This window comes from Sphingobacterium thermophilum (genome assembly GCF_039541675.1).
GTDB classification, from domain to species: Bacteria; Bacteroidota; Bacteroidia; order Sphingobacteriales; family Sphingobacteriaceae; genus Sphingobacterium; species Sphingobacterium thermophilum.
The window spans coordinates 242,323-260,757 of the sequence record NZ_BAABGR010000015.1; the positions used below are offsets into that span (position 1 = coordinate 242,323).

Annotated in this window: 13 protein-coding genes; 9 read left to right on the forward strand and 4 right to left on the reverse strand. The window is 41.3% G+C overall.

The window, feature by feature from the left end:
• Positions 1 to 46: 46 nt before the first annotated feature.
• A complete protein-coding gene (locus ABD873_RS07020) occupies positions 47 to 1,108 on the reverse strand; it encodes an Mrp/NBP35 family ATP-binding protein (RefSeq protein ID WP_345066514.1) in 1,062 nt (353 codons plus the stop codon).
• 165 nt (positions 1,109 to 1,273) lie between these two features.
• On the opposite strand from ABD873_RS07020, the gene ABD873_RS07025 reads away from it, so the two are divergent.
• Positions 1,274 to 3,316 carry a transglycosylase domain-containing protein gene (locus ABD873_RS07025; RefSeq protein ID WP_345066516.1) on the forward strand — a complete coding sequence of 681 codons (2,043 nt, stop codon included), beginning with the start codon at positions 1,274 to 1,276 and terminating at the stop codon, positions 3,314 to 3,316.
• 2 nt (positions 3,317 to 3,318) lie between these two features.
• On the forward strand, positions 3,319 to 3,870 hold the full coding sequence (gene hpt / locus ABD873_RS07030; protein ID WP_345066519.1) for a hypoxanthine phosphoribosyltransferase: 552 nt from the start codon (positions 3,319 to 3,321) through the stop codon (positions 3,868 to 3,870).
• Here the strand turns inward: hpt and ABD873_RS07035 are convergent.
• Positions 3,860 to 4,426, reverse strand: coding sequence for a DNA-3-methyladenine glycosylase I (locus ABD873_RS07035; protein WP_345066522.1), 567 nt, complete (start codon positions 4,424 to 4,426; stop codon positions 3,860 to 3,862). The two genes, hpt and ABD873_RS07035, sit on opposite strands and share 11 nt — an antisense overlap.
• A 47-nt stretch (positions 4,427 to 4,473) precedes the next feature.
• Between ABD873_RS07035 and ABD873_RS07040 the strand changes: the two genes are divergently transcribed.
• The 7 genes from ABD873_RS07040 to ABD873_RS07070 all read left to right on the forward strand — a co-directional run bounded on the left by ABD873_RS07040 (position 4,474) and on the right by ABD873_RS07070 (position 12,021).
• Positions 4,474 to 5,454 (forward strand): DUF4271 domain-containing protein, encoded by a 981-nt coding sequence (locus ABD873_RS07040; protein WP_345066525.1) that lies wholly within the window; start codon positions 4,474 to 4,476, stop codon positions 5,452 to 5,454.
• Between the two features lie 10 nt (positions 5,455 to 5,464).
• Positions 5,465 to 6,232, forward strand: a complete 768-nt coding sequence (locus ABD873_RS07045; protein WP_039054028.1) for a uroporphyrinogen-III synthase — start codon at positions 5,465 to 5,467, stop codon at positions 6,230 to 6,232.
• 195 nt (positions 6,233 to 6,427) lie between these two features.
• Positions 6,428 to 7,729, forward strand: a complete 1,302-nt coding sequence (porK, locus tag ABD873_RS07050; protein WP_039054027.1) for a T9SS ring complex lipoprotein PorK/GldK — start codon at positions 6,428 to 6,430, stop codon at positions 7,727 to 7,729.
• Positions 7,730 to 7,771: 42 nt separating this feature from the next.
• Positions 7,772 to 8,410, forward strand: a complete 639-nt coding sequence (gene porL / locus ABD873_RS07055) for a type IX secretion system motor protein PorL/GldL (RefSeq protein ID WP_039054026.1) — start codon at positions 7,772 to 7,774, stop codon at positions 8,408 to 8,410.
• A gap of 48 nt (positions 8,411 to 8,458) precedes the next feature.
• The gene (porM, locus tag ABD873_RS07060; protein ID WP_039054025.1) at positions 8,459 to 9,982 is read left to right on the forward strand and encodes a type IX secretion system motor protein PorM/GldM; all 1,524 of its coding nucleotides are present in this window, start codon (positions 8,459 to 8,461) and stop codon (positions 9,980 to 9,982) included.
• A gap of 15 nt (positions 9,983 to 9,997) precedes the next feature.
• Complete coding sequence (locus ABD873_RS07065; RefSeq protein ID WP_345066536.1) at positions 9,998 to 11,002, forward strand: gliding motility protein GldN; 1,005 nt, start codon at positions 9,998 to 10,000, stop codon at positions 11,000 to 11,002.
• Positions 11,003 to 11,154: 152 nt separating this feature from the next.
• The gene (locus tag ABD873_RS07070; protein WP_345066538.1) at positions 11,155 to 12,021 is read left to right on the forward strand and encodes a cupin-like domain-containing protein; all 867 of its coding nucleotides are present in this window, start codon (positions 11,155 to 11,157) and stop codon (positions 12,019 to 12,021) included.
• Between the two features lie 44 nt (positions 12,022 to 12,065).
• Here the strand turns inward: ABD873_RS07070 and ABD873_RS07075 are convergent, their stop codons facing one another.
• Both ABD873_RS07075 and ABD873_RS07080 read right to left on the reverse strand, forming a co-directional pair.
• Entirely contained in the window at positions 12,066 to 14,951 is a 2,886-nt protein-coding gene (locus ABD873_RS07075; protein ID WP_345066541.1) for a PD-(D/E)XK nuclease family protein, read from the reverse strand.
• Between the two features lie 13 nt (positions 14,952 to 14,964).
• The gene (locus tag ABD873_RS07080; protein ID WP_345066544.1) at positions 14,965 to 18,318 is read right to left on the reverse strand and encodes a UvrD-helicase domain-containing protein; all 3,354 of its coding nucleotides are present in this window, start codon (positions 18,316 to 18,318) and stop codon (positions 14,965 to 14,967) included.
• Positions 18,319 to 18,435 lie beyond the last annotated feature (117 nt).

Consider the following 18,435-nt stretch of genomic DNA (forward strand, 5'->3'; position numbering starts at 1 on the left):
CTTTCCTTTAGGAAAGCCTTTTTTGTTATTTAAATAAATAGTGTATCTATCCGTTAGCTAGAATGCTGAGCTCTTGAGCGAGGCGACCAGCAATTTCTTTATAAGCTTGGCTTACCGTCTCATCCTGATCCAATACAATAGGAAAGCCATTGTCTCCTGCATCAGCAATAGATTTTACCAAAGGAATTTCTCCTAGGAAAGGGATGTTATTTTCCTCGGCCAAACGTTTACCGCCATCTTTACCGAAAATGTAGTATTTGTTGTTCGGCAGTTCTGCAGGAGTGAAATAGGCCATGTTTTCTACGATTCCAAGTATAGGAACTTTAACTCCTTCCATTCTATACATGCCTATGCCTTTGATTGCATCGGCTAATGCTACCTGTTGCGGTGTAGTGACGATTACAGCGCCCGCTACGGGATAATTCTGCGCCACGGTGATATGAATATCGCCCGTTCCTGGAGGCATATCCACTACAAGGTAGTCCAGCTCTCCCCAGTCTGCATCATTGAAAAGTTGCTTAATCGCTGAGGTAGCCATAGGACCTCTCCATGGTATAGGCTGATTGGGATCTGTAAAAAATCCTATGGAAAGAAGCTTCAATCCGAACTTTTCTATTGGTTCTATTTTAGTGCTGCCATCAGGAAGCTGCACGGCAGTAGGTCTGGCACCTTCAAGTCCAAACATAATAGGCAGCGAAGGACCATAAATGTCTGCGTCCAGCAGTCCCGTCTTCGCGCCCGATGAGGCTAAAGCTAGTGCTAGGTTTGAAGCAATAGTAGACTTGCCCACACCACCTTTGCCCGAAGAAACCAAAATGATGTTTTTGATGCCTTTCAGCTGGTTGTTGTCCACACTGGTCACCCTAGAGGTCATGTTGATTTCTACTTCTACCTCTTTGCTCACAAACAAAGCTATAGCGTTGCGGCAGGCATGCTCTATATGCCCTTTCAAAGGACATGCAGGCGTAGTCAAAATGACATCAAACTTTATTTTATTAGGAAGAATTTCAATGTTTTGAATCATATTAAGGGTAACCAAATCCTTTTTAAGGTCCGGTTCCTCAACATGACTAAGGGCATGTAATATCTGTTCTTTTGTGATCGTCATGTTGTTAGCTCTAAATTTTCACAAAACTACTAATAACGGAACATATTCATGTCATGACTTTGTTGTAAAAATGGTAAGATTTTTTAGTCTAAATTTATTTTGGATGGAGGCACCGTAAAAATCTAAAAAAGTCTATTTTTATTCAAAATTTCAAAAAAAAGCGAAATGAAAGATTTTCTTACTGCAAAACAAAAAAAATGGTTGTGGATCAGTTTGATTTCTCTACTAATAATTGTAGGAGCAGGATTTGTTTATGGCTATTCACAAAGACAGGTCTTTTTGGATAGAGCAGTAAAGAAAGTTAAAACAAAACTTAAAAATGATTACGCCTTAAATTTTGAAGTACAGGCCTATAGGTTTGTGGGGCTGTCGGAAGTAGAGTTTCAGCACCTTACCGTGATCCCCGATCAAAGAGATACCTTAGTGGACATGCAACGGTTTACCGCAAAGGTGAATCTTGTTCCCTTGTTGTGGGGAGAAATAAAAATAGGTAAGATGGGAATTTACCATGGGGTATTATCCATGGTGAAGAAAGATACCCTCAGCAATTATGACTTTATTTTCCGAAAGAAAAAAGAAGATACCGGTAAAAACGAAGAAACATCGAAAAGTTTCACCGATCTGGCAGAGCATTTGGTGAAGAGCATCTTTTCGAAAATTCCAAGCGATCTGGAGATGGAAGATTTCGTGGTTAGCTATGAGGAAAATTCTCATAAACAGAAAGTTACCATCCCTAAGGCCAAGATGTCAGGAGGAGATTTTAGCTCTTCTGTTTTCCTGAATGATCATAATGCCGAGTGGGTGTTGGGTGGCAATATAGATGCTAGTAATCAGACCCTATTACTTGAGATTTCTTCCAAAGATGTGGATAAGGAGGTCCCTTTCCTACGTAACAAATATGGGCTAGGCGTGAGTTTTGACAAACTCATCTTCGACCTTCGGCAAGTAAAAAAAATCAAAAAGAATCTTCTTCTTATCGGAGGAGCATTTTCCTATGAAAACCTAAAAATCAATCATAAACGCTTATCGGATTCTACGGTCACATTGCCACAGGCGGAACTGGAGGGAGGCATAGAGGTCGCCGAAAACTATATAGCCCTGAAGGATAAGTCTACCATACGTATTAAGGATTTTGAAGTTTCGCCACAGATTAAGCTTACGCTCAAACCTTCTAAGAAGGTGGAGCTAGCCCTCCATACGGGCATGTTTGAGGCACAGACCTTCTTTGACGCCATACGAAGCGGGTTGTTTGAAAGTCTTGAAGGTGTACAGGTGGAAGGAAGTATAGCCTACGACCTAGATTTTGCCGTAGATTTGGATAAACCGGATGATGTGCTGTTTGTTTCAAAGATTGATGATGAAGATTTGAAAGTTATACGTTGGGGGAAAGCCAATATCGATGAGCTTAACCATCCTTTTGTATATAATGCTTATGAAGACAGTGTCTTGGTGAGACAAATTATCGTAGGCCCTGAAAATCCTAAATTCAGACGTTTGGACCAGATACCTTATGTGTTGAAGACTACTGTCCGCAATACGGAAGACCCATATTTCTATAGTCACAATGGATTTGAGCAGGAAGCTTTCAAGCTTTCTATCGCCACAAACCTCAAGGAGAAGAAGTTCAAGCGCGGAGCTAGTACCATCTCCATGCAGCTGGTGAAGAATGTATTCCTGACCCGTAAGAAAACCTTGACAAGAAAATTGGAGGAGATTCTTTTGGTATGGCTTATGGAATCTTCGGGCCAGGTAAGCAAAGACCGTCTGTTTGAAATTTATCTTAACGTCATTGAATGGGGCCGAAATGTTTACGGCATCACTGAAGCCGCGGACTATTATTTCAAGAAAGCTCCGGAAGAGCTGACGTTGGGTGAAAGTCTTTTTCTTTCCAGCATCATTCCTCGCCCCAAAACGGGACTTTCGTCATTTGATCATACGGGGCATCTGAAGAGCTGGGTAATGCGCCATTTTAACACGTATGGGTCTATCATGCGTAAGCTGGGAGAGCTAAATAACGTGGATGTGCCGGAAAATTATGGTTTCTATGAGGTGGTGCTACAGCCGGCATTGCGTCCTAAAGCACCGGTAGTGCAGGACTCTACATTGGATATACTCGAAGAACATGAGATGATTATCCGTGAGTTGGAAGAGGAGGAAAGAGTACGGCAGTCCTTATTGGAAAAGTTGTCCGGAGGTAATGAGCAATAAATATGAACAGAATAGAAATAGATAACATGGTGTTTGAGCCATTCATAGTATACGAGCAAATCCAAAAGCGTATCCGTCTGATGGCTACGGACATCAATATGCAGTATGAAAAGAAGAACCCTGTGTTTGTCGGTGTCCTGAACGGCTGTTTTATGTTCATGTCCGACTTGATGAAAGAAATCCATATTCCTTGTGAAATGAGTTTTGTGAAGTTGGCGTCCTACAGGGGGACAGCACAGGGCGATATTGCGCAGCTGCTGGGAGTAGGAGTAGACTTGCAAGGAAGGGATGTGATTGTCGTGGAAGATGTCATAGACTCCGGTAATTCTATTAAATATACTATAGAGGCCTTGCAGAAGGAGGGGGCCAAGAGCATCAATGTGTGTGCCCTATTGCTTAAGCCGGAAGCTTTGCAATATGAATTTGACAATATTGGGTATGTGGGATTTGAGATCGAGCAAGAGTTTGTCATAGGCTACGGGCTTGATTATAATGGTAAATTCCGCAATCTGAAAGATATCTACAGGGAAGTGACTTTAGGGGCTAGAACCTAAAGTCACAATCTATAAGATGGTCATTTACCATTCCTACAGCCTGCATATAGGCATAGCATATTGTACTTCCGAAGAATTTTACTCCTCTTTTTTTTAAGTCTTTGGCTATGGCTTTAGACTGTTCGGATTCTATTGGAAGGTCTTTTAAGGAGGTCAGATTGTTAACTATAGGAGCGTTGTTCGGCATAAAGCTGTACAGATAGTTGTAGAAGGAGCCGAACTCTTGCTGTATAGCTATAAATATCTGAGCATTCTTTATGGCAGATTCTATTTTACCTCGATGTCTGATGATGCTTTGGTCTTGCACCAGACGTTCTACATCTTCTGTCGTAAAGCGAGCTACCTGATGTACATCAAAATTGGCAAAAGCCTTTCGGTATCTTTCTCTCCTTCTGAGGATGGTTATCCAGCTGAGGCCTGCTTGTGCAGACTCTAATATCATAAATTCAAAAAGGGTTTTGTCATCTTTGACATGTTTACCCCATTCTTTATCGTGGTAAGCCGTATATAAAGGGTCGGTTCCGCACCAACCGCATCTATTTATTACGTTTGACATAATATATTTAATTTTTTGTAGTAAAATCCTACCTTTGAGCTTATATAATGGCAGGCACAACGTTTACTTTCTCGCAAATTATAAAAAAAGTGCAATATCTGCTGTTAGTTCTTCTAACAGTGTGTTGTACTACGGTTAATGCAGCTCAGCAAGATTCTACTTTGCTGCGAGTGGATACGTTGTCTTCTACCCAAGATACGGTTTTGCTAGTACAGGATACCGTATATTTCAACAGCGTCTTTATGGATGCTAAGGCGAAAATCTTGTTGAATACGGTAGTGGACAGTTTGGTGAAAGAACTGGAAGCTGCGCCTACGGATCTGGCAAGCATACTGAAAAAAATGGATAGTAAGAAGAAGGAGAGAGCAGGGGAGGCAGCAACGCCGAAATTTCATCGCCCGCTTTGGGTAATTACTGTGCTTTCCCTGCTCCTTCTCTTTTTAGGAGTTGTGAAGGTTTTCTTTCAGCATACCTTCACAAATATAGTGTACGCCTGTTTTAACGAGCGAACTTTTCAGCAAATAAGTAAGGAAGATAATATTTTGACTTCTTGGCCATATATTTTTCTTTATATTATTTTCAGCTTCTCGCTGGGGCTGTTTATTTTGTTTTATTGGGCTGTGAAGGAAGACCTACATTTTTTAACACTTGAAAATTACGCTAAACTTTCCTTATTAATAGGTTTTTTGTTTGTTGCCAAGCTCTTAATTACGAGGATTATTGCTGTTATTTTTGAATCGACGAAATTGGCGAGAGTTTATATCACCGTATTGTATTTAGTATATTTTAACGGAACGTTGTTTCTTATTCCTTTGCTTATTTTTATGGTGTTTTTGTCATTCTCGTATGTGAATTATATCCTGATAATTTTTCTTTTAGGTATCTCCGTAATCTTCTTATATAGGATGATGAAGACATTGTTTATACTGTTCGGGAATCTGAGGTTTTCAATGTTTTATTTAATTCTTTATCTTTGTGCATTGGAAATTGCTCCAATATTGATATTAGTGAAGGCACTAAACAGTTAAATTGAAGAGTATGCAAATTGATGTCTCAAGGGCTAAGAAGGTAAAAAGTATCTTAGTCACATTACCAAGACCAGAGAATGATAAGTCGCCATATTTTGCTTTGGCAGAGAAATATAACTTAAAACTTGACTTTAGAGGTTTTATTCATGTAGAGGGAGTTCCTGCGAAAGAAATAAGAAAAGAACGCATTAATTTTGCAGAACATACGGCAGTGATTTTTACCAGTAAAAATGCTGTAGACCACTTCTTCAGAGTGTGTGAAGAGATGCGTTTCGAGGTATCTCCGGAAATGAAATATTTCTGTATTTCGGAGGCTATTGCGCTTTATTTGCAAAAATATATTCAATATAGAAAGCGTAAGATCTTCTTTGGCAAGCAGACGGCAAAAGACCTTGAGGATGTGTTGAAAAAACACAGCAAAGAGAAATTCCTATTCCCTTGTTCGGATGTTGCTAATGAGGAAACACAAAAGTGGTTACAGGAAAACGGTTATAACTTCACACCGGCGGTGCTTTTCCGTACTGTGATTAGTGATATCAAGGATTTGAAAGATGTTTTCTATGATATCATCGTTTTCTTTAGTCCTTCAAGTGTACAATCTTTGTTCGAGAATTTCCCTGATTTTGTACAAAATGATACACGTATAGCGGCATTTGGGACTTCAACGCAGCAAGCGCTATTGGATAGAGGGTTGATTTTGGATATTCCTGCCCCGACACCAACAGCACCAAGTATGACTATGGCTGTTGAGCAATATATTAAAGCTGTTAATAAATAAAATATTCAGACACGAATAAAAACGGGCTGTATTTTCTAAATACAGCCCGTTTTTATTATATTGGTCGCTTGGTTTAAAAGTCCCGTGGGTAGTCTATTTTTAGAAAACTTCAATTTTTTTAATTCAATAAAGGATATTTACCTTATTTTTATACACGTTTTTAGATCTAAGCTATACTAACTGTATTGTTGACATATGAATATTAATCATTTGGGTATATATAAGTGTCTTGTTGGACTTGTAGTGCTAGTAACCGTTATAAGTTGTAAAACCTCTACCAATAATGGTGAACTGATTGGAGCTAGACTGGAAAGATTGAAAACAAATAAGGCACCATATGGTATGGTATTAGTACCAGGAGGTACTTTTATTATGGGGCAGTCCGATGAAGACATCACTCATTCACAGACCTCTCAAACCAGACAGGTTACCATAGCACCTTTTTATATTGACGATACAGAAATTTCTAATGCGGAATACAGACAGTTTGTTTATTGGGTTCGTGATTCTATCTTGATTACGGATTATTTGGGAGACCAATCTTATTTCATTCAATCTCAGAATTCAACTTCCAATACGCGATATATCGATTGGGATAAGGTTAGACGTCAGTCACCTTGGAAGACAAAAGATGCTAGCGTAAGACAACGCCTTGAAGCGATGTACTATCAGGGAGAGGATCGGGTTTTTGGCAAATACGAACTTGACCCTCGTCTGATTACGTACTATTATGAATGGTACGATTTGGAAACAGCCATCAAATTCAAAAACGACAAGACGAAAAAACGTTCGGACTTCATCCATCGCGAGAAAGTAGCCGTATATCCGGATACCACGGTATGGATGTCTGACTTTTATTTTGCAGCCAACGAACCCTTAGTGAAAGGATACTTTTCTCATCCTTCATTTGAAGAATATCCGGTGGTAGGCGTTACGTGGAAGCAGGCTCAAGCATTCAATGCCTGGAGAACGCAGTTATACAATAATTACGCTGCTAAAACTAGAAGACAACCGCGATTTGACTATCAGCTGCCTACTGAAGCAGAATGGGAATATGCTGCACGTGGAGGACGTGTGGGAACACAATATCCTTGGGGGGGACCTACGGCTCGTAATGCTAAAGGCTGCTTGATGGCCAACTTCAAGCCTGGAAGAGGCAACTATGCCGAAGATGGTTATGCTTATACCGCTCCTGTATATTCTTATTTTCCTAATGATTACGGCCTTTACAATATGGCAGGAAATGTGGCAGAGTGGACACAATCCGCTTACGACGAGTCGGCCTATAACTATGTGCACGATATGAATCCTACCTATAAGTATACAGCGAAAGATTCAGATCCTGAAACATTAAAAAGAAAGGTTATACGTGGTGGCTCGTGGAAAGATGTAGGATTTTTCCTGCAAAACGGAACAAGACAATACGAATATCAAGATACAGCGAAATCCTATATAGGTTTTCGTTCGGTGACACGATTGGGAGGAACGACATTCTAGAAGATATAATATTAACTAATCAAGAATATAACTTTAACGTATATGGCAAAGAAAAGGAAATTCGGCTTTGGTATTAATACCTTCATCAATTGGGGGGCTACAGTAGTTATCATCGGGTTGATGTTTAAGATTCTTCACTTCAAAGGCGGGGAATGGATGATTGGAGTAGGTTTGGCTGTTGAGGCCTTGTTGTTTTTCATTATGGGATTTATGTCGGCAGAGAAAGATGTGGATTGGACACGTGTATTCCCGGAGTTGGATGAAGATTATAAAGGAGAAATTCCTACAAGAAATGTTGCTGCGGCAGCGACACCACAGCCTGTGGGAAATACAGCTGCCTTAGATAAAATGTTGCAAGATGCGAAAATCGATGAAAATCTAATCGGAAACTTAGGCGACGGTCTAAGAACATTCAGTGAGAAAGTATCTTCAATCTCTAAAATAGCAGATACAGCAATCGCTACTAATCAGTTTGCTGAAAAGCTTAATGCCGCATCGACAGGAGCCGCTCAATTGAGCAGTGCCTTTGAAAGAGCGGCCGCAGACTTAAAGACATTCAATGATGCTACAGTAGACATGCAACAATTTAAGGAACAGGTAAATGCTTTCAACAAAAACTTGTCTACCTTGAATGCCATCTATGGTAATATGTTGTCAGCGATGAATGTAAATCGCCAATAATCTGATTTGCAGATTCTTCTTTGGATAATGATTAAAAACTAAGAAAAGATGGCGGGACATAAAGAGACTCCAAGACAGCGGATGATAGGAATCCTGTATTTGGTGCTATTGGGACTTATAGCACTGAATGTCAGTGATTCTATATTGGATGCTTTTAAAAATTTAGGAAATAGTTTAAATACATCGACACAAAATACGCAAGCCGGTATTGATAATATGTTTGCTGCTTTCCAGGAAACTAAGATGAAAGAGAATCCGGAAAGAGCAAGACCGCTTTTGGAAAAAGCTAACAAAGCAAAAGATGTGGTGGCCAAGCTAACCGCTCAGATAGAAGAGTATAGTAAGCTATTGCATAGCGAAGGAGGTGGTATTGATGAAGAAACAGGAGACGTTAAGCATAGAAGCAATACGGACATTTCGGCGCGCCTTATGATCAATGAAGGAAGAGCCAAACAGCTTCGTGATGCCATTAATGCCACGGCGGTGGAATTGAAAAAGCTTACAAACGATGAAGTTAGCTTCGCTCTTTCTGCTGAGGATCCGGCCCCGCGAGCAGGTGTTAAAAAATCATGGGAACAGGCCAACTTCGGTGATGGTATTCCTTTGACGGCTGCTATCACCGCTCTTGAGAAGATTAAGGCAGATGCTAAGAATGCAGAGTCGGCTGTGGTTAAGCATATTTTCGGGAAAATGGACCAAGCGGTGGTAAATCTGGATAAGTTTGCTGCGGTGGCTGTGGCGCCTACCTCTTATCTAATCGCTGGTCAGCCCTATACCGCAAAAATATTCTTGACAGCTTACGACTCCAAGTCTAATCCTAAGATTACTGTAAATGGATCTCCCGTTCCTGTCGTAGATGGACAGGGAGTTTATACTATCACACCGGGTGTGGGTACACACACGTGGAAGGGATCTATCACTGTACAGCAGACCGACGGTACGGTGAAGGTATATGAGACAGAGCCTATGACATTTCAGGTGGCTAAACCGTCAGCGGTAGTATCTCCTGATGCAATGAATGTAATGTATATAGGTGTAGATAACCCATTGTCTATTTCTGCACCAGGCATCCCTGCGGAATCATTAAAACTTTCTGGAGCAGGCGTTACTTTATCTTCAAGAGGTGGAGGCAAGTATATTGCCAGAGTATCTAGTCCGGGAGAGGTAACCCTTAATGTAAGTGCTACCATCGATGGTAAGGTGCAGAATTTGGGTGCTACGAAGTTTCGTGTGAAGCGCATTCCTAAGCCTACCGCGAAAGTTGGTGGTAAAGATGGAGGACGTATTTCTGCGGCACAGCTGAGAGGACAGTCTGTCGTTTCTGCTTCCTTGGAAAATTTTGACTTTGACGCTAAATTCCAAGTGACAAAATTCAATATGTATATATCTAAACCACGGGTAGATCCTATCGGACCATACACGACTTCGGGCAATGCTTTCAGCGCACAGATGAAATCGGCATTGGCAGGTATTACGCCGGGATCAGTGGTTATGATTTACGATATCGTAGGGGTAGGGCCGGATGGTGTGGCTCAAAATTTGAACCCTATTACATTTCAAGTAACAAACTAATAGAATTGATATTCTATGAAAAAGAGCTTATTATATGTGCTGTTAGGAATAGGACTTTCGCTTTCGGCGAATGCCCAAGAAGAGAGTTTGCATAGCGATACCTTAAAAGTCACCGAACCTCCACGCGACGGTTATGTGATGAAATCTGATATCGCTAACAGAAAAGTTGTTCCTTTCGCACCAATACGCCAGACCGATGTAGCTTACAGCAAACGTATCTGGCGCGAAATCGACTTGCGTGACAAGATGAATCAGGTGTTTGCCTCTCCTAAATCGCGGCTTATTGATATCATTGTGGAAGCCATCATGAATGGAGAGCTGACGGCATACGATCCTACGCCAACCAAAAACGACCCTAATGGTGATAGCTTTAAGAATGTGCTAACTAAAGAGCAAGTCATGGCCCGTCTCGGCGGTGATAGCGTATTGGTAGAAGAATATAACGAAAACAACGAAGTGATTAGCTCCCGTTATGAGAAGAGGGAATTCAGTGGAGAGAATGTGGTGAAGTTTCGCATCAAGGAAGACTGGATTTTTGATAAGCAGCGAGGAGTGTTCGAGCCGCGTATCATAGGTATTGCTCCTTTGATCACGCCACAGATTCCGGGGCTGTCGGATATCAATACATCAGTAACCCCGAGTAATGTAGATCCTTTCGACCCTTTTGCGGTGTCTAACACTGCCGAAACTACGGAAACAGCAGAAGACAACATCCAGCCTGCAGCACCTGTAACTACTTCGATAGAAGTGGATCCCACACCTGCCTTCTGGATTTATTTCCCTGAAGCCCGTCATGTCTTCGTGAATAAGGAGGTCGTAACGCGTAACAATGATGCTACAGGATTAAGCTATGATGATGTTTTTGTGAAGAGAATATTCTCCAGCTATATTGTCAAACAGTCTAACCCTGAAGATCTGAGAATCAAAGACTATATCAAGGAAGATATAGAGCGTTTATATGAATCTGAACGTATAAAGAAAGCATTAATGGATTTCGAGCAGGATCTATGGTCTTACTGAAAAAGTGATTTAACTCACTGAAATAAAGAAAATATTTCTACAGATTTGTGTTGTATATTCTATCTATAATGTATAGATAGAAAATATAAATAGACACAAAATGTAGGAATATTTTTTTTTATGTTTGTAGTAAAGGTTAAAACTTAAGGCTTGTGAAACTAAAACCAGTTGATAGCATCTCGGGAATAGCTCCTGAGGATTTTGTGAAAAATTATCTTAATAAGAGCCAGCCAGTGATTCTGAAAGATTTTATCAGGAAAGACAGCCCTTGTTGGACAAAATGGAGCTATGACTATTTCAAGGAAATAGCAGGAGATGTTGAGATTGATGTGTATGGTAAAGAGGAGGAAGGTCAAGGCTATGCAGCAAGTCCTCCGGTAGGAAGAATGACTTTCGGCCAATACCTCGATAAAATAAGTTCTGAGCCTACCGAACTACGTCTTTTCTTGTTCAATCTGATGAAGATTAGACCTGAACTTAAGAAGGATGTGATTTACAACGATGTTACTGGAGGTAAAGTTTTACAAGGACTGCCTTTTATGTTTTTCGGTGGAGAGGGATCCGCTACCCGAAATCACTTTGACATAGATATGTCGCATGTGTTTATCACACAGTTTCAAGGATATAAACGTATATGGTTGTTCCCTAACGACCAGTCCGACCTGATGTATAAACTGCCATACAACTTTCACAGCATAGCTAATCTGAAAACCAGCAGTAGAGATGAATATCCTGCTTTGCAATATCTTGATGGCTATGAGGCTGTCATCGGCCCTGGTGAGACTTGTTATATGCCAGCCGGGTGGTGGCATTATATTATGTACGAGACTGAAGGCTATTCTATTTCGGTACGTGCTTTAGCCAATTCGCTAAGTGAAAAGCTTAAAGGCGCAAGAAACCTCTTCATCACACGTCACTTTGATGATACCATGCGTAAAATTTTCAAAGACAAATGGTTCAACTACAAAGTGACTACAGCTAAAAAAAGAGCTGAGCGCGCTATGAGAAAGTTTAGATAATAATCTACTATCAAAATAAAAAAGGGGAGAAACACTCCCCTTTTTTATTGAATGTCGTCTTCTTCTTTGACAGCATTGCGGTAGAACAAGGTATACGGGTCCGAAGGATATACATGCACTTCGGGATTATGTCTAAATGGAACTTCTGGATTGAATAGTTCTTCCAATGTTCTTTTTAAAAACTGTACGAAGTTGCTCTTTTGTTCGACAAGGAATTCCTCTGTAAGCACAGTTCCTTTTTTTCCAGAGAATAGCGTTCCTTCTTCTCTCATTTTTCGGGCTACATACAGATTGGGTTCTAGATGCTGGATGCCTGTTTTCTGTTCGAAGACATAAGCATAGAACATAGTCTGTACCATAGCTTTATTTTCTGTATTGGGGCCGAAGACTTTTTCTATGGAGGTGAAGGACACGGAATCGGCACCTGTCTTGTAGTCCACTATGCGTGTTTTGACTACCCCATCGGAGGTAACTACCTGATCAACTCGGTCTATAATACCGTAGATTTTTAGCATTTCCTCTTTGCCTTCTACCTGGATAGGAATACTTATCTCATAGTCTTCGTCGTTTTCCAACTCGATGATACGGAAAGATTGGAAATGCTTGATATCGTATTCCAGATACATCTTGATGTATTCGTATGCAATCTTATGAAGTATGCGTTGCAAGCTGTTGAGCTCACGCACTTCTTTTATTTCCATAGCATACTCCTTTGCTATCTGGAGCAGAATAAGACTATCTATATCTTTAATTTTTTCAAACAATATTTGGGTGGAGATGAAGTCTTCAACGCCTTTGAAGGGCTTATAGATCACTTCCATCACATTATGTATGATGGTGCCCAGTAAATTCATCTCGAACTCCTGTGCAATGCGAGGGGGCTCTTTGATTTCTGCCACATGCTTTAGAAAAAACTGCAAAGGTGAATGCAGATAGGTCGTCAGTGCGGTGGCAGATATTTTGGCTTTGCCATCAATATATTTTTTGCGCATGCTTTGCCACACCTTGCCCTTTTTAGGGATCATTAGTTCTCCTTCTTTAGGAGGGAACAGCACAGGCTGTTGCTGTTGTTTTTTTACGAAGGTAAAGTTACTTTCGAATTCGAGTTGCTTTAGGAAGCGACTTTCCTCGCCAGAGCTACTTTCATCTACCACGCTGTTGTAAAAAATATGTATTTCCGAACTGTACTGCAGATGGCGATAGAAAAGATACGCGGACAAAGCATCTTGATTTTCTAGGATAGGTAATCCATAAGCTCTGCGTAGATTGTTGGGAATAAATGTTGGCGTGCCAGAAGTTTTCGGAAGAATCCCTTCGTTAGCACCTAGGATATATATGTTGTCAAAATTGAGACATCGGCTTTCCAATAAGCCCATAATTTGTAACCCTTCCAAAGGATCCCCCTCTATGGCGGAAGCTATTGGGGCAATGGCTTTGCGGATTAATCCTATCTGGAAAAGAATACTCAGATCCGGAATTTTTTCGAAGCCTAAATGCAGCTGGTTGAGTACCTTTTGAGTTTCTATCAGTAAGGTGGCGTCTATCTGTTTGATATGTTGATCCAATGACAAGGACTGAAGCAGCAGCTCCACCATATGTGTCAAGGTAGGGATGACCTCTTTGGAAGACGCCAAAGGGCGGAAAAAGTTGGGTAAGACGGAGGTCTTGATACTGATATCATCGAGGGCTACCTCTAACAGCTGTCTTTCGGCAATGAAGTTAAGATTTTTTGTTTTTTCGGTAGGATTTACCTTCGTCAGTGGGTTGTTGAGAAAGGTTTCTATATCCTGATAGGCGACTTTAGTCTTCTTTTGATGGGAAATACGTTCGTGTACGTTCATCCATAAATCCAATATCCCATAAATTGGCGACTGAGTCAACGGAAAACCAGTGGTGATATTCACTTTTATGTCTGGTAAACTTTGCAAGAGAGGTACTAGCAAGGTTTCGTCGGCGAGAAGGACAGCCGACGTTTTCCCTTCCTGTTCATGTTTTTGTAGTACGTCATACAGGAGTTTGGTCTGGCTGACTTTGCCAGTGGCGGCATACACATGTATGTCATCCTTTCGGGATCCGATAATGTTGGGTGTGTCGCCCAAAGCATTATGCAAGCCGTGATGAAAAATGTTTTGACGGATAAAAAGCCCTGCCTCCTGCTGGTTGTCTTCGAGGTAGTAGGCATCCACATCGAAATAGAAAAGAGCTTTGTCCTCTTCCTGCCATTGTTTGAACAGTTTAACTTCAGCTGCACTTAATGCGTTGAACCCTACAAACAGAACCTTTTTAAAAGGGGCTGTCAAAGAGGCCGCATCGAGAATACCTTCTGCAAGCTTTCTATATACTGTAGGATAGTTGGTTTGTCTGTTGTCGTTAAGCTTTTGCTTGAAAGCACGGTACAGCTTAGGGAGTCTTTTCCATAGCCTCAAAAAACGTTCCTGCAGTCCCGTATGTCCTTGCATGCTGAATGCCTGCCAGAATTTTCGGATAAACTCCTGCTGCTCGGGAGTTAGATGTTGAAACTCTAGGTCAATTTTGGCAATGTCGTAGAGCTCCATGTATATATGGTCTACATTGACTAGGTCGTAATCCAGCTGTCCAAAGTCGCTGAGAATGATTTCTGCTATAGGATAAAATTCTTCTAAAGTTTCAGGCTCTCTTCCTTCTTCGCGGAGAAGTTCGTTATGCAGCTGGTATAAGTAGAAAAACTGCGTTAGTGGACTAGCTTGCTCATCGTCGGTGGCACGCCCTAGAAATTCTTGAATAGTGAAAAACTGAGGAGACCAGATGGCGTGACCATATTCATTGGCCAAGTGTTTTTTCAAATATGTAATAGGACGCTTGTTGTTGAAAACAATAGCTATATCGGACAACTCCAGCCCGAAACGTTTCTTTATATCTTGTGCTACTAATGCCAAAAATGCTGTGCTCATACCTTTCAGATTGTTATAGTTTGACCTCCACCAGATCGTCCATCTTAGCGTAAAACAGATAGCCACGAACGTTCGTATATCCTAGATTTTGAAGAGCTTTCATGTAATTCTTAATTTGTTTTTCATGCTTGAAATAGTTGTCGTTGGTGAATTTAAAATCTAGGATAATAGATTCCTGCTCGCCTATGAAAACTTTGTCCGGTCGTAGGGTCTCTCCTTCATCGTTAATAATGGCAGCTTCATTTTTGATGGTATATCCACCTGTCAGCCATTTGTTGATAAGAGGATGATGCCATATCCTTGCTATTTGTTCTTCCAATTCGGTTTTGTCGTTGGCAGCCAATACCCCTTCTTCCATATAGCGATGGATGATTTTAGGTATATCCGATTCTGTGGTAGCTTCAGCCATCACTTCGTGAGCCAAGATACCGTATCGGGAAGCTTTTTCCATGAGTAAGATAGTGTTGATATTTCTCTCATTAACCTTTTCAAGGTTTTCTTCTATCTTTCGTGATGTAGGGTAGTGCGTCAATGCCAAAGTACCGGCATGGTCTTCCTCTTTTTGTGCATTCGGTGGTATGGGATTATCTATAGATAGACTATATCCTGTTAAAGGGAAAGGAGATTCTTCTTTGGTCAACACCTGATAGACTATATCGGAAATCAGATCGTTTTTAATATCCAATATTCTGCCTTCTTTCTTATCTTCTTTTTCAGCGAAGGCTGGTGCTGTAATATATATATGTTCTACCGCTCTTGTCGTCGCCACATAGAGTGTATTGAGTGAATCCATGTAGTTGAACAGTTTTTCTTCAAAATATTGCTTGTAGAAAAGGGATTGACCGAGCGAAGAGGTGTATTTGATAGGTATTCTTCCGAGCTGGTGGAACGGGGTATCCTCCGTGTCAATCCAGAAGTCTCCGTTAGGCTTGCCGTCCAATGACCATGAGCAGAAAGGGATCATCACCACATCGTACGCTAGGCCTTTGGACTTGTGTATGGTGGTGACCTCTATGGCGTCGATTTTACCGGCAGATGGGATAACAGCTTTATGTCCGTCTTCTTCCCAAAATTCCAGAAATTGATTTATGCCACGCTCTCCATTTGCAGTAAAGTTGCCGACCACATCTTTGAAGGCTAGAAGATAAGGTAGGTGAACATTGTTTGGTGAGGTGAATCCATAAAGCTCGATAAGCTTTTCGATAAGATGGATGAGCGGCAAGGCTTGCAGGGTATCCCATTCCGACAGTAAGGCTGTAGGAAGAATGTTGTCTAAAGCATGGAGGTTATTATCTTTAAATTTCAGCCATTCATTCCCGTCAAAACTTTGTTGATTTTGGATAATCTGATAGAGATAGGCCATCCGGGCGTGATGTATTACGTGCTTATCACTGGTATACACCAAAGCTTTCAGTGTTTCAATAAGCAGGTTTATGGCGTCGTTGTTGACCAAAGATAGTGCATCGCCCGAGATGACTTCATACTGAAGTCCTGCAGCATTTTTGTGCTCCATAAGTTTTTGTATGACGAGCAGCACCTGTTTATTGCTTCGTACCAGAATGCCTATTTGTTTAGGTTTGTAGCGGCCAGAAGATATCCATTCCGTTACTTTGGCACAAAGTCGGTTGATACTTTCTTCTTCTACCTGATTGGCTCGCCTTCTACTATTCTCTACCGTGAGGTACTCAATCTCTATAGAACCTTGAGGATTCTCATCTCCCACCTTGAATGATGGAATCAGCTGGCTACAGCTGTCGTAGGCTCTGAGGAGCAAGGTGTCGTTTTGTGATGCATGCCACCACTGTAATCCCTCCTCGGACAACTCTGTATCAGCAATTTTGTTGAGCAGTTGCTGAAGCTGTTGAGGTATAGTTTCATATAGGTAGTTGTTGAAGCGTATGATGTTGGGCAAGCTTCTATAGTTGACGTCTAGGCTGCCTATGTCGATAAAATGCTTCTTCTGCTCTTCCGACAGATGGAAGGTTTTCATGACCTGTTCTTCCACCTGTTGGAGGAGGATGCGCCAGTCGCCGTTTCGCCAACGATAGATACTTTGCTTTACGTCGCCCACGATAAGATGTTCGTTGAGCTGTCCTTTGGTATTACTAAGTGCGTTGAGCAGCAGAGGACTGTAATTCTTCCACTGGCTGCGGGAGGTGTCCTGAAATTCGTCGAAGAGGAAATAGTTGTAGCGATTGCCTATCTTTTCCCATATGAAGGTTGGGTCTTGATTTTGATCTAGCCCCAGCCTGCTCAGCAGAATCTGAGAGTCCGAGATTAGCTGAGCATTATTTTCCTTTCGCCATTGACTTAGCAAATCCGACATCTCCTTCAGCAACCTCAGATAATATAAGTTGCTTTGGACGGCCTGATAGGCGAGGAAGGTAGGCAGAAGGCTTTTTAGTGTGACGAACTGTTCTAATATCGGCTTAAATCGTTCTTTGAGGTCGTAGCGAATGTTTTTGTCCTGATCGGTGAAGGCATCGTTGTTGTCAATAAGTTTGATGAATTTGTCCAACGTTTTGATAAGGTCGGAGTTGGAAAGCTTATGGACTTTAGACGATGTGTTGTTGGCCGAGACAAGAGGGTTTTTTGACTTATTCTTCATCTCATTGGCATCCACAAATAATGCTTTGAACATGTCTTGGAAGGCCTTTATCGCTTCGCTAAGACTATCTAAGTAGGATTTTGTCTTTTCGTAGATCTCGTTGTTCAGAAGATTGAACAGCCGATGGGTGTCAGCAGAGGCTAAAGCCCCGTCAAATTCTTGGAAGTTTTCGCTGAAAATAAGCTCTGCCAGCTGACTTAGCTGGTTGCGGTAATTCCAGTTTTCGTTGTTGTTTATCTTTTTCTCCGCAAAATCGATGATCCATTCCAGCAGTTGAGGCTTTTCGTCTAAAGATTCATTAAGCATACGGGTAAGGTCTGCTTTGACCTTACTGGTGTTCATTTCAATTTTGTATGCTGCATCGAGGTTAAGTTCATAGGTAAATGACCGTATAACCTTCTGTGAGAAACCATCGATAGTGCTGATGGTGAAATGACTATAGTCGTGCAGGATCTTGCGAAAGACACGTAAGGCTTTCTGCTGGATGACGTTTTCCGACCACTCGCTATTCTGTTGTAAAAGTGGTTTTCTATAATCGTCAATTTTTTTGGAGGTGTCACCTACTGCCAATCCTCGCAGCACGAGAAGGATGCGTTCTTTCATTTCGGCAGTAGCCTTATTGGTGAAAGTGACGGCTAAAATTTCACGATAGCTGTTTTCGTTGGTCAACAGCAGGGTAATATAATGTAACGTAAGGCTGAATGTTTTTCCCGAGCCGGCGGAGGCTTTGAGAATCTTCAAAGGAGCAACATGCGTCATGGTGATAATACGATTTGGAAGATTGAAAATACAGTTAAAAGCGCAATATGGCAAGTTATTTCCTTAGGAAAGTAGTAACTCAGAGGCCGTGTCCCTATAAATGTCAGATAATCAGCT

Excerpts from the sequence above, each read along its gene's own strand:
- ABD873_RS07020 (WP_345066514.1), bottom strand. The coding sequence starts at position 1,108 with ATGACGATCACAAAAGAACAGATATTACATGCCCTTAGTCATGTTGAG.
- ABD873_RS07025 (WP_345066516.1), top strand. The coding sequence starts at position 1,274 with ATGAAAGATTTTCTTACTGCAAAACAAAAAAAATGGTTGTGGATCAGT.
- hpt (WP_345066519.1), top strand. The coding sequence starts at position 3,319 with ATGAACAGAATAGAAATAGATAACATGGTGTTTGAGCCATTCATAGTA.
- ABD873_RS07035 (WP_345066522.1), bottom strand. The coding sequence starts at position 4,426 with ATGTCAAACGTAATAAATAGATGCGGTTGGTGCGGAACCGACCCTTTA.
- ABD873_RS07040 (WP_345066525.1), top strand. The coding sequence starts at position 4,474 with ATGGCAGGCACAACGTTTACTTTCTCGCAAATTATAAAAAAAGTGCAA.
- ABD873_RS07045 (WP_039054028.1), top strand. The coding sequence starts at position 5,465 with ATGCAAATTGATGTCTCAAGGGCTAAGAAGGTAAAAAGTATCTTAGTC.
- porK (WP_039054027.1), top strand. The coding sequence starts at position 6,428 with ATGAATATTAATCATTTGGGTATATATAAGTGTCTTGTTGGACTTGTA.
- porL (WP_039054026.1), top strand. The coding sequence starts at position 7,772 with ATGGCAAAGAAAAGGAAATTCGGCTTTGGTATTAATACCTTCATCAAT.
- porM (WP_039054025.1), top strand. The coding sequence starts at position 8,459 with ATGGCGGGACATAAAGAGACTCCAAGACAGCGGATGATAGGAATCCTG.
- ABD873_RS07065 (WP_345066536.1), top strand. The coding sequence starts at position 9,998 with ATGAAAAAGAGCTTATTATATGTGCTGTTAGGAATAGGACTTTCGCTT.
- ABD873_RS07075 (WP_345066541.1), bottom strand. The coding sequence starts at position 14,951 with ATGAGCACAGCATTTTTGGCATTAGTAGCACAAGATATAAAGAAACGT.
- ABD873_RS07080 (WP_345066544.1), bottom strand. The coding sequence starts at position 18,318 with ATGACGCATGTTGCTCCTTTGAAGATTCTCAAAGCCTCCGCCGGCTCG.